This is a genomic window from Mesonia mobilis DSM 19841, from assembly GCF_000423405.1.
GTDB classification, from domain to species: Bacteria; Bacteroidota; Bacteroidia; order Flavobacteriales; family Flavobacteriaceae; genus Mesonia; species Mesonia mobilis.
On record NZ_AUHX01000001.1, the window covers coordinates 493,161 to 506,899 of the forward strand.

At 31.1% G+C, this 13,739-nt stretch carries 11 protein-coding genes and 1 tRNA gene; 6 read left to right on the forward strand and 6 right to left on the reverse strand.

Features of this window, described 5'->3' with window-relative positions; genetic code table 11:
• Positions 1-8: 8 nt before the first annotated feature.
• Positions 9-458: a JAB domain-containing protein gene (locus G551_RS0102215; protein ID WP_027884032.1), complete on the reverse strand. Its 450-nt coding sequence runs from the start codon at positions 456-458 to the stop codon at positions 9-11.
• Positions 459-537: 79 nt separating this feature from the next.
• Positions 538-879, reverse strand: coding sequence for a single-stranded DNA-binding protein (locus G551_RS0102220; protein ID WP_027884033.1), 342 nt, complete (start codon positions 877-879; stop codon positions 538-540).
• A 1,581-nt stretch (positions 880-2,460) separates the two neighbouring features.
• On the opposite strand from G551_RS0102220, the gene G551_RS0102225 reads away from it, so the two are divergent.
• The 3 genes from G551_RS0102225 (at position 2,461) to G551_RS15280 (ending at position 7,591) form a co-directional block, all read left to right on the forward strand.
• On the forward strand, positions 2,461-3,840 hold the full coding sequence (locus G551_RS0102225) for an RNA-binding domain-containing protein (RefSeq protein WP_027884034.1): 1,380 nt from the start codon (positions 2,461-2,463) through the stop codon (positions 3,838-3,840).
• A 24-nt stretch (positions 3,841-3,864) separates the two neighbouring features.
• Positions 3,865-6,855 (forward strand): KAP family P-loop NTPase fold protein, encoded by a 2,991-nt coding sequence (locus tag G551_RS0102230; RefSeq protein WP_156876740.1) that lies wholly within the window; start codon positions 3,865-3,867, stop codon positions 6,853-6,855.
• Between the two features lie 139 nt (positions 6,856-6,994).
• Positions 6,995-7,591, forward strand: a complete 597-nt coding sequence (locus tag G551_RS15280) for a DUF7010 family protein (protein WP_229797285.1) — start codon at positions 6,995-6,997, stop codon at positions 7,589-7,591.
• A 189-nt stretch (positions 7,592-7,780) separates the two neighbouring features.
• Here the strand turns inward: G551_RS15280 and G551_RS0102240 are convergent, their stop codons facing one another.
• The 3 genes from G551_RS0102240 to G551_RS0102250 form a co-directional block, all read right to left on the reverse strand.
• The gene (locus tag G551_RS0102240) at positions 7,781-9,013 is read right to left on the reverse strand and encodes a site-specific integrase (RefSeq protein WP_027884036.1); all 1,233 of its coding nucleotides are present in this window, start codon (positions 9,011-9,013) and stop codon (positions 7,781-7,783) included.
• Between the two features lie 232 nt (positions 9,014-9,245).
• Positions 9,246-9,319, reverse strand: a tRNA-Arg gene (locus G551_RS0102245).
• Positions 9,320-9,438: 119 nt separating this feature from the next.
• Positions 9,439-10,800, reverse strand: a complete 1,362-nt coding sequence (locus G551_RS0102250; RefSeq protein ID WP_027884037.1) for an NAD-dependent succinate-semialdehyde dehydrogenase — start codon at positions 10,798-10,800, stop codon at positions 9,439-9,441.
• 181 nt (positions 10,801-10,981) lie between these two features.
• Here G551_RS0102250 and G551_RS0102255 point away from each other — a divergent pair, with 181 nt between their 5' ends.
• Genes G551_RS0102255 through G551_RS0102265 form a run of 3 tightly spaced genes read left to right on the forward strand, consistent with a single transcriptional unit; the run spans position 10,982 to position 13,023 of the window.
• A complete protein-coding gene (locus G551_RS0102255) occupies positions 10,982-11,389 on the forward strand; it encodes a hypothetical protein (RefSeq protein WP_027884038.1) in 408 nt (135 codons plus the stop codon).
• Between the two features lie 21 nt (positions 11,390-11,410).
• On the forward strand, positions 11,411-12,496 hold the full coding sequence (gene corA, locus G551_RS0102260; protein ID WP_027884039.1) for a magnesium/cobalt transporter CorA: 1,086 nt from the start codon (positions 11,411-11,413) through the stop codon (positions 12,494-12,496).
• A gap of 11 nt (positions 12,497-12,507) precedes the next feature.
• Entirely contained in the window at positions 12,508-13,023 is a 516-nt protein-coding gene (locus G551_RS0102265; protein ID WP_027884040.1) for a DUF3124 domain-containing protein, read from the forward strand.
• A gap of 2 nt (positions 13,024-13,025) precedes the next feature.
• On the opposite strand, the gene G551_RS0102270 is transcribed toward G551_RS0102265, so the two are convergent.
• Complete coding sequence (locus G551_RS0102270; RefSeq protein WP_027884041.1) at positions 13,026-13,721, reverse strand: TVP38/TMEM64 family protein; 696 nt, start codon at positions 13,719-13,721, stop codon at positions 13,026-13,028.
• Positions 13,722-13,739 lie beyond the last annotated feature (18 nt).

Below are 13,739 nucleotides of genomic sequence, written 5' to 3' on the forward strand. Positions count from 1 at the left end.
ATTTTAATTTACAAAACTCCCTGATCGGCAAAACTGTAATACTCTTTTTTAGGAGTAATGATAAGATGATCAAGAACTTTGACATCCAATAACTCTCCCGCTTTGATAATCTTTTGCGTAAGCTGTCGATCAGCTTCACTAGGTTTTAAAGTACCGCTTGGGTGGTTATGTAAAAGTATGATCGCTGTAGACAAACTTTTTAATACAACGGCAAATAAGATTCTAAGATCTACTAAGGTTCCGGTAATTCCACCTTTTGAAACCTCGTAAATACCTTTGACGATATTTGAATTATTGAGCAATAGAATTTTAAAATGCTCCTGCATTTCGATATGGTTTTGATCCCAATGTTCAAAAGCCAGTTGTGCAGCATCTTGTGAACAACCAATTTTAAAAGTGGAATTTATCGTTTGATTTCCGTGGTAGCTGATTTGAATTTCATTAACTTTGGTTTTCATGATACTTTTATTTTTTAAAAGGTTAACAATGAAAAAGAGGGCACTACTTTAGACTGGAAATGCCCTCTTTATTTTTTACTTATTCCGCAGCTTGATTTCCAAGAAATAAAATTTCTTGCACCACAACTTCGGTTACATATCTTTTTTCACCCGTTTGGGTTTCATAAGATCTGGAGGTCAATTTTCCCTGAATGGCTATTTCTTTTCCTTTACCGACATATTTTTCGATAAGATCCGCCTGATTTCCCCAGGCGATCAGGTTGTGCCATTGGGTATCCTGCACTTTCTCACCATCCTTTTGGTAATATTCATTAGTTGCCATCGATAAACGAACCGCTTTTTTACCACTGTCAAAAGTGATGGTTTCCGGGGTGTTCCCCACATTTCCGATTAATTGAACTTGATTTTTGATCGTACTCATAACATTAAAATTTAGATTCTACCATTAGTGTAGAAAGGTTAAACATTGATTTACTTATTATATCTGAAGCGTTTTCCTTTTTGATTTTTACTTCGCTTCCGATGTTGTTGTTTTGAAATGATTTCATAATGATATTTTTTTGATTTACTTCCCATAGAGCTGTGAGCTGTTTCCTTTTTTGATGCTGATACGTTTTCAGGAATTGGAATTAGGGAAGATGTATAAAAAGGAAGAATGACTGGCTTATGCCATCTGGACTAACTTCCAATTCCTGGTATTTTGCATAGTAAAAAAGGGAGGGACAGTGAGCAGCCGGGAAGTCAACAAAACCATTGAAATTGAAAAACAACCGGAAGCGAAGTAAATGGAAGTATATAACTTTCCTATAAAAGTCTATCTAATCGAATACTTGACTTCTAGTGATAAATGAATAAGAATTATGCACCGGGGAGAAATAAATAATAATAGGAGTAACAGATTAGAAAAATTATAACTTTTTAAAACCAATTCATATACACAGTTTATTAATGGATTGAAAAAATAATCTAACATTTAGTAAATAAATTGAAATATTGAATTGCTAATTATATCTAAATTGAAAACTAAAATGTAAGTCTACTTTGAACTCCTATTTTTCTGTGGATTCTTGTGAGAAACTCATAATTCATCTCAAGACATACCTCCCTGTTAAATATTTATTTAATATGTATTCTTTGAAAATTACTCAAAACTTGATAGGACCGTATCAAATTTTATGAACTACCATTCTTCATTTTTTCTTGTAAAAGAATAAGAATTTATGCTATCATTGGATAATACTTATTCCACATATATAGACAAATATCAATTCAAATTTCTAAACTCTTTAGGTACAACACTAGCCTTTTTGTTCAAATAGTTGGGTAAAGTGCTGTAGATATTAAGAACCATATGCGGTGAGTGGATATACTGATCTAGTCTTTGTATTGAAGTGAATTTAGTTTGAATAGGTGTTCCTATTGGTTTGATCCTACCCAATTTTTTCGTTTTAGTGACTCACAGCTTTTTTTGCAGTAGTGCTTTACTAATTATTCATTTATTTCATTCGAGATTTTGAGACTTATACAAAATTAAACATCGCCCCTAACAAAGGTGTTTTGCTTTCTAGTCCTGTAAATTTTGACAAAACCAGTTTAATAAAACTGTTAGGTAAATCGTACTAAACCAAAGGTTTTATGAACTAATTCTAGCAAGAAACATTACATTTGCTTTCACTAGTATTTGGTACCAAACCATCCAAAAATATGATAACTGTAATTTCTATTATTTTGAAAATTTAAGTGTAAAAAGCACTGGAAGAAATTTCGGTGAAAAATGCAATGTTATTAACGAAATACTTTTAAGTACCTGCTACTCCGAGTGCACTCAAGGAGTCAAAACCCATGCCCCAACAAACTTTAACGCACAGGAATTAGAATAACGCCATGGTAACCCTTTACAGGCCATAATACGTCAACTCTTTAATTTGGTTGTTTTTGATAAGGAAAGTAAGGACAAAAGAATTTAAAAGAAACTTGAAAATGATTTCATAGATTTGTTGTTATGTTAAACGAAAAAAACATTAAATCATTTATTGCCTCCGGAGAGGGTTATAATATTGAATTTAAGGTTAGTATACCAAGTAAAATTAAAGATGTTACTGAAGAAATTTGTGCTTTTGCTAATGCAGCTGGAGGAACACTTCTTTTAGGTGTAAACGACAACAATGTTGTTCAAGGAGTTACTTTTAATAATGCTAAACGTTCTGCGCTTCAAAATTCAATTAATGAAATTTCACCCGCTTTACATTGTAAGATTTATACTGTAACTGTAGACTCCAAAGATGTTGTAGTTATTGAAGTGCCTTCTGGAGAAAATAAGCCATATGTTTTATCCGGTGCAATTTATGTTCGTCAAGGTCCAAATTCGCAAAAATTGACTACCGTTGAAGAAATGAGAGATTTTTTTCAGCAAGCAGATAAAATTTATTTTGATGAAGCACCTTGTAAGGCAATTGATATAGATCAAGATGTTCCTGATAATAATATTAATCAGTTTAGAGTTTTAGCTGGGTTAGGTGCTACAGTTTCAAACGAACAAGTTTTCAATAACCTTAAACTAATTACTAAAGAAGGTTTCTTAAAAAATGGAGCCACATTATTCTTTGCCGAAAATCCTGAACATTTTTTCGAAAAAGCCGTAATACGTTGTATCGCTTTTGATGGTATTTATAAACGGTTTATTGAAGACGATAAAATAATGATAGGCTCTTTATACAATCAATACTTGCAAGCAATGTCTTGGTTGAAGAAGAAATTAGATGTACGTTATGATATTGAGGGAGAAGGTTCCCAACCAAGAAAAGAAATTTGGGAAATTCCGGAAACCGTTTTCAAAGAAGCTATAATTAATGCCCTGGCGCATAGAGATTATTACGATAAAGGAGCTCGTATTACTATTGAGGTATTTAATGATAGAGTTGAGATTTCTAATCCTGGAGGTTTAATCAGTGGTATTCCTAAAAATGAATTTGGTAAAAGAAGCTTAAGTAGAAATCCTTTAATATTTGGTCTATTTGAGAGAATTAGAATGGTTGAACAAGTGGGCTCAGGTATTGGAAGAATGAGAGACTTAATGATTGAAGCTGATTTAACTGAACCTGAATTTAATACTGAAGGAATGTTTACTGTAACAGTTAGAAGACCTTTTGATTTTAATAAGTGGGTAGATAAGTGGGTTGATAATCTTACTGATAATAGAGTTAATATCATTAAAGCTATTCACGAAAATAGTAAAGTTTCTAAAAGAGAACTTGAAGATAAAGTTGGCTTAAGTGCTACTGCTATTGATAACAACCTTGATGCCCTAAAAGATTTAGGTCTTATAGAAAGAGTTGGTAGCGCAAAAGGAGGTCATTGGCAAATTAATTATATACTTCCTTAAGTGGGTAAAAAGGTGGGTAGAAAAATGACAATAAAAATAGAACGTTTCTTCGATAAGATTTTTGAAAATAGGATGTTTAAGATTTCATCTGTTTATGTATTAGGAATCTTAATGTTCTATTTAGCATCATCTACAGTTAATAGAATAATTTCTAAATATTTTACTATCGATGAAAAGCTAATATTACAAATTCCTAAATTTATTTTTGTTGTTTTATTTGCTGTAGCTGTAATGTATATTTTATACAAAATAGCTTTAAAAAAGTATCAGCCTTCAATCTTTTTGATTCATTCATTAGTTGCGTCTAGCTTGATTTATGTAGTATTGAAGTGGGGAATTGATAAAGATGGATGGGACTTCATATTATTTTCTTCAAAATTATTCTACGTTGACTTTTTAGGAGTATTGTTAGTTCTTGCAATTATACTGACTGTTATAAATTTATTAAGTAAAAAAGAGCTTGAAAGAAAGCCTAATCCGTTTATCTCTGATGACCCTGTTTTATTAAAAGGCGATGACAAGTTAAACTACCACAAAAGAGCGGCAAAAATTGTCGAATATTTAGAAAGATCAAACTTTAAAAATTCATTTACAATTGGAATTGTTGGTCCTTGGGGTAATGGTAAATCAAGTTTGATTAGCCTAATTGAAGAGAAGTTAGAAGAGAAAAGTAATGAACATACAATTCATTTAAAGTTTTTACCATATCTAAATCACAGCGAAACTGATATTATTTCAGAGTTTTTCAAACAGTTAAGTACCGAAATAAATAAGTATAGTGGGAGATTGTCAAATCAATTTTTGAGTTATTCTGATAAGCTTTTAAAACTGTACAAGAATAAAAGTATTTCTGAATTCTTTAAACCTAATTCGAGTATATTTTCTGATTCTTCTTCTTACGATACTTATAAAAAAATTAATGATACTTTAAATCTATTAGACAAGAAATATATAGTATTTATAGATGATCTTGATAGACTTTCAAATAGTGAAGTTTTACAAGTCTTAAAGTTAGTTAGAAATACTGCTAATTTTAAAAACTTCATTTTTCTTATAGCTTTAGATAAAGATTATGTACTTGAATCTTTATTGGTGAAAAATGATATTGCTGACCATACATTTGTAGATAAATTTTTTCAATTAGAAGTTTACTTGCCAGAAATTGAAAAATCCCAATTAAAAACTGATTTCATAGGTTTATTGAAACAAACAGATTTAGGTTTTGAAGGAGAATTTATTAGAAATGTTGAAGCTTGTATCTATAAAGAGGATAATTTATTTGATGATTATATTTCAAATTATAGAGGTGTAAAACGCTTAGTAAATCAATTGGTTTTTGATTTTAAATCCTTACCAGATGAGCTTAATACAAATGATTTTTTAAATTTCACATATTTAAAAATGACGTTTCCTTACGCAATAAAATTTTTAAATAATAATTGGTCAACCATAATTCCTTATAATCCAGAAAAAAAACTTTGTGAATTGGTAGAAACCGAAGATGATTCTGATAAAGGTGATACTTTTAAAGTAATGAGAAGATATAAGGTTTTTCATTTAAATCAAAAGCTTAATATAGATTTTAGCAAGTATGAAATCTCTAAAGATATTGATAAAGAAACAAAGATTAACGAAACAAATAATTTAACTAAACAGCAAAATATTTTATTAATAAAAACATTAATTGTGCTTTTTGGTAAAGAAAATATTACTGACAGTCATACCTCAATAAAGTTTGAAAATAATCTTCGAAAACTACTTCAACAAAAAATACAAGAAAAAGATTTAAGTGAAGTTAAATTTAAAAGCATATTTAATTTTGATAATAACTTTGAGAACTTAAATAAGTTATTGAATGAAGGTCATACGAATAGTATTTTAAATAGACTAGAATACTTTAATACAATTGATAAAAATGAGGCTTTAAGAGCAATAATAATATTGCTATATATTTTTAACGATGCAGAATTTTATTCTTTTAATTCAACTTCTGTATGGAATATGTTATCTGAATTTATTGTGCGTCAATTAAAGTTTAAAATAGGAAATAATGATTTTTGGACAGATAATGATAAACCAAATATTTGGAAATATATAGTTAGTGAGTTTATCGATAAGGATAATTTTAAACTTAAAAGTAAAATCCAATTTTTAGCACTCATAAGTGAGTCTAGAATTAGACTTGATTTTTCTGATTGGGGAACCACAGAAGATGATCTTAAAGATCTGTCACTTTCTTTATATAAAAAGTTATTAGACGATAAGCAAAATAATTTATGGGACATCCATGACTATTCTTTTTATCATGCCTATCATGATGTTCGAAAATTTCATACAGCTGATAAGATTAATCTAATTACAATAGACTTTTGGTCTAAAAATGATATTACTTTATTGTGTGCTCAAATGATACAAAATGATGCTTGGACTACCAAAATGCTTAAAACATCGGACTATGCAGCACAATTGTTTGGATCGAAACAAAAGTACAAAGAGTTTATAAATAATAATTTACCAAATCCTATAACATCAGAACTGAAAGAATATGTTCAATTTTTAGAATTAGAAAGCTATACCGATTTTAGTAGATATATTAGATTTGAATTCTCAAGTTTTAATTTCATTAAACTAAAGCTTCAAAGAGTAATAGATTTTAATAACCTTGCCCAAGATGAAGCAGAAACCATTGTTGAAATAGTATTAAAATCAGATAATAAAGACCTTTGGAACATAACATATACAGATATGAATACTAATGTTATTTCTGGGTTTATAGAATTAAGAAGATACAATATAGGTGGTACACTTTTTACTTTTATTAGATTACAATCAGGCAATTATCACAAATCTATACCCGAGATGTTCCAACATTATAAAGAAATGCTTTCCAATAATAACATTAATTCTAAAATAGATTTAGAACAAAAATCGATAACAGTTGAGGATATTGATGAGTCCATAAAAATTATTTCAGTACAACCAACCAGTTATGATTCGAAAATTAAATCAACTTGAAATAATGAAAATTATGGCAAGAAAGATGTTAGTCATACAATTTACAGTATTTTAGAAAAAATAGTGTGAGAATGAGTTAATCACTATTTCGATAATTATAAAAAACCTATTACCACCATTGACATTAAACCGACAATGTATGCAGGTTAGTAGTATCTACTATACTAACTTATACTTTTTAATAACCAATATTACTCCTCCCATCAACGATAAAAGTTATAGGGAACTAAAGTTAGAAGTACAAGAAGCTTCAAAAAAGGAATTGATTTTTTTATGCGCCGGTAGCTTACTTTGGTTGTTCATAACATTTATCTGGTATTTCACCAACTCTCCATATCATAAAAGTATTTATACTTTTATGATTGCCGGACTAATGTTACCCTTGGCTTTTCTGGGATCTAAAATTTTCAATACGCAATGGAAGCTTCCCTCTAATCACCTACAACCTTTAGGCTTATGGTTAAATTTTGCCCAGCTTGCTTACTTTCCTATTCTTATTTTTATATTTTTAATATCTCCAGAGTATTTTTTAATGGTTTATTCTATCATTACCGGAGCCCATTTATTTCCTTATGCGTGGTTATATGATGAGATAGCTTATGCCATTATTGCCATATTGATTTCTGTAGGATCGCTTTTCTTAAAATTATACCTTCCTTTCGAAATAATTTGGATCATCGCTTTATTTACTTCCATCTCATTATTGTTGTTATTTTTCAAAATAAGAAAAGGGTAAATATTATTTTAGTTGAGATTATTTATTTATTTTCAAATTAAATAAATTAGATGTTAATCATCTTGCTTATTTAATTTACAAGTCGTTAACAAATCGGATATCAGTTACTAACTAAAAGTATTTTGTCCTTTGATTAGAATTAGAAAATTTAATATTCTAATTTTTTCTGGAGTTTTGATTAGATTTCTCCTATTCAACATTACCATTAAGTTTTGTATTTAAGAATGACATATCATCCTTAACTTTATTATCAATCACACGCGCATAAATTTGTGTGGTCGCTAACTTGGTATGACCTAATAGCTTCGAAACTGTTTCTATAGGAACTCCATTAGTCAGCGTAATGGTTGTTGCAAAAGTATGTCTAGCTACGTGAAAGGTCAGATTCTTTTTAATTCCACAAAAATCAGATATCTCCTTTAAATAACTATTCAGTTTTTGATTCGAGTAATGAGGTAATAAAGTTTTTGAATGAGCAGTTTTTGGATGATTTTGATAAGATTTTAAAATATTTCTGGCTTGATTAAGCAAAGGAATTTTAAGCGCTGTTTTGGTTTTTTGACGTTCCGTTTCGATCCATTGATTCCCTTCAAAATCCATCCCTATATTATCTATTGAAAGTTTAGTTATATCAATATACGAAAGTCCTGTATAGCAGCTAAAAAGAAAAATGTCCTTAACTATATTAAGTCTATCTATAGAAGATTGAAAATTCTCGATAGAATCCAATTCCTCTTTAGTCAGAAACTCCCTCCTTTTCTTTATAAATGATGATTTAAATCTCACAAACGGATCCTTTGGTATCCATTCATGATGATAAGCCATAGTCACCATTTTACGCAATCTCTGAAGATGTTTCACGGCGGTATTATGACTCATTTTGCGCTGATGATCTTGAGGTTGATAGGATTTTATAAAAAATTCAAAATCTTTGATAAAGGTGTAGTTTAAATCTATTAATCTATAATCGTTTAAACTGAATTTAGCGGACAAGAATTTATACAAATATCTCTGGGTAACTTTATAATGCTTTAAAGTACGAGAAGAAAGCGATTGCTTAGAAATCTCATTATGGTATTCAAATAAATCCTTTAATGAGCGGTAAAATACATCTTTTCCTAAATATCGATTTTTGATTGCCTGAGCAGTAATCATTTTATGTTCGGACAACAACTCTTCATAAGCTAAATAAATATTTGATCTCACTTGATCTAAATACTTATTTACAAGTTTAGACTCTTGACGTTTTCCCTTCATCATACCTCGGGAAGCTTCCCAATTCTCAGCAGGAATTCTCCTTTTTAGACTAAAATTTGCCCTATTTCCATCTACAGTAATTCTAGCATAAATTGGTACTTTGTTATTTTTGGAGCGAGAAGAATAAATCCAAAAAATTAGGCTGAATGTTGATCGATTTTTCATTTTTATCGTCTTTAATTATACATTTTTTAAAAAGACGAAAGTCAAATACAGGTGTCTAATATTAAGACAGTTACACTTAAATTGGTTCACAATTTTATAAGATTCAAATTGTGAACCGAATTGCGAACATTTTTAGCGGTTTTTATTAATTATAAATATAACCAATAAAAACATAAAACCCTGAAAATCATACGATTTACAGGGTTTTAGTTTGAATTGAATACTTAAAAAGTGATCGCACCAGGATTCGAACCTGGGACCGCCTGCTTAGAAGGCAGGTGCTCTATCCAGCTGAGCTATGCGACCTTTTGCTTTGTAAGCGGTTGCAAATATATTAATACTTCTGAATAAAACAACACTAATTACTTCAAAAAATTGAGAAGAATTATTAATCTACTCATATTCAGAAAGAAAAAATTTAAAATTTATTCATATTTATTGATGTACACCGTTTTTCGGTTTAAAAACTCTTTAATTCCGTGAGATGAAAGCTCTCTACCGTAACCAGATTCTTTAGTTCCGCCAAAAGGTAATCTAGGATCACTTTTTACCAGATCGTTTACAAAAACGGCTCCATCTTCAAATTGCGGAATTAACGCTTTTGCGCGCTCATAATCTTCCGTAAAAATAGAAACTCCTAAACCAAATGCAGATCTATTCACCAAATCGATCGCTTCCATATCAGAATTAAAGCTGGTTACCGCGATTAGAGGTCCGAAAGTTTCTTCTTTGAAAATAGGAGATTTTTTATCGACATTAATAACAATTGTGGGTTCAAAATAGGCTTTATTTCTTTTACCTCCTAGTACTACTTTAGCTCCTTTTTTCTTCGACTTTTCTAATTGTTCTTCTAATTCGATCGCGAGATCTTCACGAGCTAAAACTCCAATATACGTATCTTCATCCATCGGATCGCCACTTTTTAATTCTCGTACTTGGGTGATAAATTCTTCTAAAAATTGCTCATAAATCGATTCTTGAACGATAAGACGTTTTCCCGCAATACAACTTTGTCCGGTGTTTTGAAATCTGGCTTGTACGCAGGTTTTTACCGTTTCAGTAATATTTGCATCTTCAAAAACCACTAACGCATTACTTCCGCCTAATTCTAATACCGATTTTTTAATTTCTTCGCCGGCGATTGACGCAACAGAACTTCCCGCTGGTTTGCTACCGGTAAGCGTTACGGCTTTTACACGTTTATCTCGAATTACCTGTTCTACTTTCTTACTACTAATTATTAAATTTTGAAAACAACCTTCAGGAAAGCCAGCATTTAAGATCGCTTGTTCTATGTTTTCTGCACAACGCATAACGTTACTTGCGTGTTTAAGTACGCCAACGTTACCGGCCATTAATGCCGGCGCAATAAAACGAAATACTTGCCAGAAAGGATAATTCCACGGCATTACTGCTAAAATTACACCTAACGGATCGTAACGTACGTAAGATTCTTCAGCATCGGTATCTATAAGTTCTTTTTGAAGTTGATCTTGAGCATTTTCAGCATAATATTCACAAACCCAAGCGCATTTTTCTATTTCTGCAATGGCTTGCGTAATAGGTTTTCCCATTTCTTTCGTAATCGCCGTGGCGTAATCTTTTTTATTGGTTTTTAACTCATCGGCTAAATTGAGCATGAGCTCTTTTTTACGATCAAAAGAAACGTGTTTCCAATCTTGAAAGGTTTTATCTGCTTTTTTTAATTTTTTAGTCACATCTGATTTTGAGTGAACTTTAAATTTTTCTATTTTTTCTCCGTTATAAGGGTTTATTGATGTAAGCATTCTATGTAGTATTTACTTTGAATTAATTTCAACCACTCAATTTATAAATCCTAGCGTTGATAGTATTTTCAATTAAGAGTAATTTAACGCGAAGCATTGTTAACAACTACGTGCATAAGTTTAAGGCCACGAAAACTAAAGATGAATAGGATTACGTAAATTTATTAAAAATCACTTACTTATGGATGTTCGCGACGAATACTTACTGCACATTAGGCCAGAAATCCCTTCAGCAAAAGTTTCAGAAAACATGTCTGATGAAGAGCGATTTCAGAATGCTACGCTTCGACCGGTTATTAAACTTCAGCATCATTTATTAATTGAAGCTTTTAAAAATTACATTAAAAAGCATAAGAATGTTTTTTTTGAAATTTCGATCGAACGACGCTTGATTTATATTGACAATGCCATCCATAAAGATCAAAAATTTAGAAATAGTTTAAAAGGGATGATCATTGGTCAATTTACGGTAAATGAATACCTTACCTATATCAAAAATTCTTCAGCTTTAAATAAACGAATGATGAATCTGGTTACCCAAAGAATTCAGGACAGTATTCAGCTCTTAGAACAAGATTATGTTTGCTAAAATTATGCTATTTTTACTTTTATGAGAGTGAGAAGAAAGCATAAAAAAAAGCAAAAAGTAAAAAATACTTCGGTTAATCAAATTCCCGGACAGGTTACCTATGTTGGTAATAAAGTGACCGAAACTCCTTCTGTTGAAATTATAAATTTTGATAGAGAAAAAGTGCATCGCCAAGATAGTAAAAGCGTTTCTGATGCTTTTCATTACAAAGGTCAAGATAGCATTACGTGGATCAACATTAACGGACTTAATCACACCAAAGAAATTGAAGAGCTGGGAAAACATTACAAACTTCACCCATTAATTATTGAAGATATTGTAAACACCCAACAACGTCCAAAATTTGACGATTACGACGATTATATTTTTGTGGTCGTAAAAATGCTTTACAACGATAGCCAAAATGAATTTGTAAACGAACATTTAAGCATTGTTGCCGGTGATGGTTTTGTACTTACATTTCAAGAGGCCGATGGCGATGTTTTTGATGGCGTAAGAGAACGCATTAATAACACTAAAGGAAGAATGCGCACTTCTGGCTCAGATTATTTAATGTATGCCTTGATCGATGCGGTGGTCGATAATTATTTTATTATTATTGAAAGTCTTAGCGATAAAATTGAAATGATCGAAGATCTACTTTTTACGCAAGCGGTAGAAGATGAAGATATGACGCAAGAAATACAAGACCTTAAACGCGAGGTTTTACGTATTAGAAAAGCAATTTATCCGTTACGTGAAGTAATTAACCGACTTGAAAATAGTGAACATCATCTTATCGACGAAAAAACCCATAGTTACCTTAGAGATTTACAAGACCATATTACGCAAATTTCAGAGAATATCGAGATTTACCGAGAAATGATCTGGGGACTTATGGATATGTATATGACGACCATTAGCAATAAAATGAATGAAGTTATGAAAGTACTAACCATTATGGCAAGTATATTTATTCCTTTAACGTTTATGGCCGGTATTTATGGGATGAATTTTGAATATATTCCTGAACTTCAACTGCAATACGGTTACTTTTACCTTTGGGGAGCTATGCTTATCGTATTCTTTTTAATGATTTGGTATTTTAGAAGAAAAAAGTGGCTTTAATCTATTTTATTATGAAGTTTATTTTCAGCTTGATCTTATTATCAATTTTGTTATTTTCTTGTACCGAAAAAGTTTCGACACGAGATAAAATACCTGCGCTACATTCTAAAGAAAGATTAGCCAATAAAATTGAAGCAGATTCTCTTTTAACCAAAGGCAAAACTTACCTATCTATTTATTCTCAAGTGTATAGCCTTTCTGAACATCGTAAACACAATCTAACCGTTATGGTAAGTATGAGAAACACGAGCCTTACCGATACGCTTTACCTAAAAAAAGCCGATCATTATTCTACCGAAGGTAAACTCATTAAGCCTTATTTAGAAAATACGATTTACATCGCCCCTATGGAAACGCTTGAAATTGTGATTAATGAAGAAGAAATTTCTAGTGGAACCGGTGGAAATTTTATGTTCGATTGGATGCTGAATAAAGATGCTACTGAACCACTTTTTGAAAGTGTCATGATTTCTACAACAAGTCAGCAAGGTTTATCGTTTACCAGTCAAGGCAAACGCATTCAATAAACTTAGTCTTTTTTCTTTCTTTTTTGATGATCGATATAAACAAAAACTGCATAAATCACGATCCCTGCGCCGCCAATCCAATACAGACCGGTTTTTAAGGTTTCAATATTTTCAGCAAACAAAGCAATAGCAGTTGCTAACGGTACGATACCTAACATTGTTGCGCTAATAAATTTTAGGTAATTCATTTTCACACCACCGGCTAAAACACTAATCGCATCGTTCGATAAAAACGGAGAGATCCTGAATAAAACAATGCTCCAAAACCCATAATTACCAACCCAATATTTTAGTTTATCAAACGTCTTTTCACTCACAAATTTATGTAGCGCTTTTTCACTCACGCCAATCCCTATCGAATAACCAATGGTTGAAGCTAAAAAAACTCCCGCTGAAGAAATTAAAATTGAAGGAATGGTACCATAAACCAAAGCGGCGGCGATCATAGGTAACCACGAAGGGAAAATTACCAAGAACATTTGCAAGACAATAATCAAGATGATGGCTGCAATCCCCCAGCCTCCAAAACTTTTTATGGTAGAAGAAATTTGTTCTTGTTCTCCAGAAATTAAGGCTTTCCATAAATCATTCATCGCATCTTGAAAATCGGGATAAACAAAATATAGAATCACTAAACTAACAACTAATGTAAGTGTAAAATATAGAGAACTGTTTTTGGCAATATTGGCTGCTTTCAATTTTTTTGAATTTTTCTC

What these genes read in the sequence shown, in the direction of transcription:
- G551_RS0102220 (WP_027884033.1), bottom strand. Translation starts at nt 879, where the DNA reads ATGAGTACGATCAAAAATCAAGTTCAATTAATCGGAAATGTGGGGAAC.
- G551_RS0102250 (WP_027884037.1), bottom strand. Translation starts at nt 10,800, where the DNA reads ATGCTTACATCAATAAACCCTTATAACGGAGAAAAAATAGAAAAATTT.
- G551_RS15280 (WP_229797285.1), top strand. Translation starts at nt 6,995, where the DNA reads ATGCAGGTTAGTAGTATCTACTATACTAACTTATACTTTTTAATAACC.
- corA (WP_027884039.1), top strand. Translation starts at nt 11,411, where the DNA reads ATGAGAGTGAGAAGAAAGCATAAAAAAAAGCAAAAAGTAAAAAATACT.
- G551_RS0102230 (WP_156876740.1), top strand. Translation starts at nt 3,865, where the DNA reads ATGACAATAAAAATAGAACGTTTCTTCGATAAGATTTTTGAAAATAGG.
- G551_RS0102240 (WP_027884036.1), bottom strand. Translation starts at nt 9,013, where the DNA reads ATGAAAAATCGATCAACATTCAGCCTAATTTTTTGGATTTATTCTTCT.
- G551_RS0102265 (WP_027884040.1), top strand. Translation starts at nt 12,508, where the DNA reads ATGAAGTTTATTTTCAGCTTGATCTTATTATCAATTTTGTTATTTTCT.
- G551_RS0102225 (WP_027884034.1), top strand. Translation starts at nt 2,461, where the DNA reads ATGTTAAACGAAAAAAACATTAAATCATTTATTGCCTCCGGAGAGGGT.
- G551_RS0102215 (WP_027884032.1), bottom strand. Translation starts at nt 458, where the DNA reads ATGAAAACCAAAGTTAATGAAATTCAAATCAGCTACCACGGAAATCAA.
- G551_RS0102255 (WP_027884038.1), top strand. Translation starts at nt 10,982, where the DNA reads ATGGATGTTCGCGACGAATACTTACTGCACATTAGGCCAGAAATCCCT.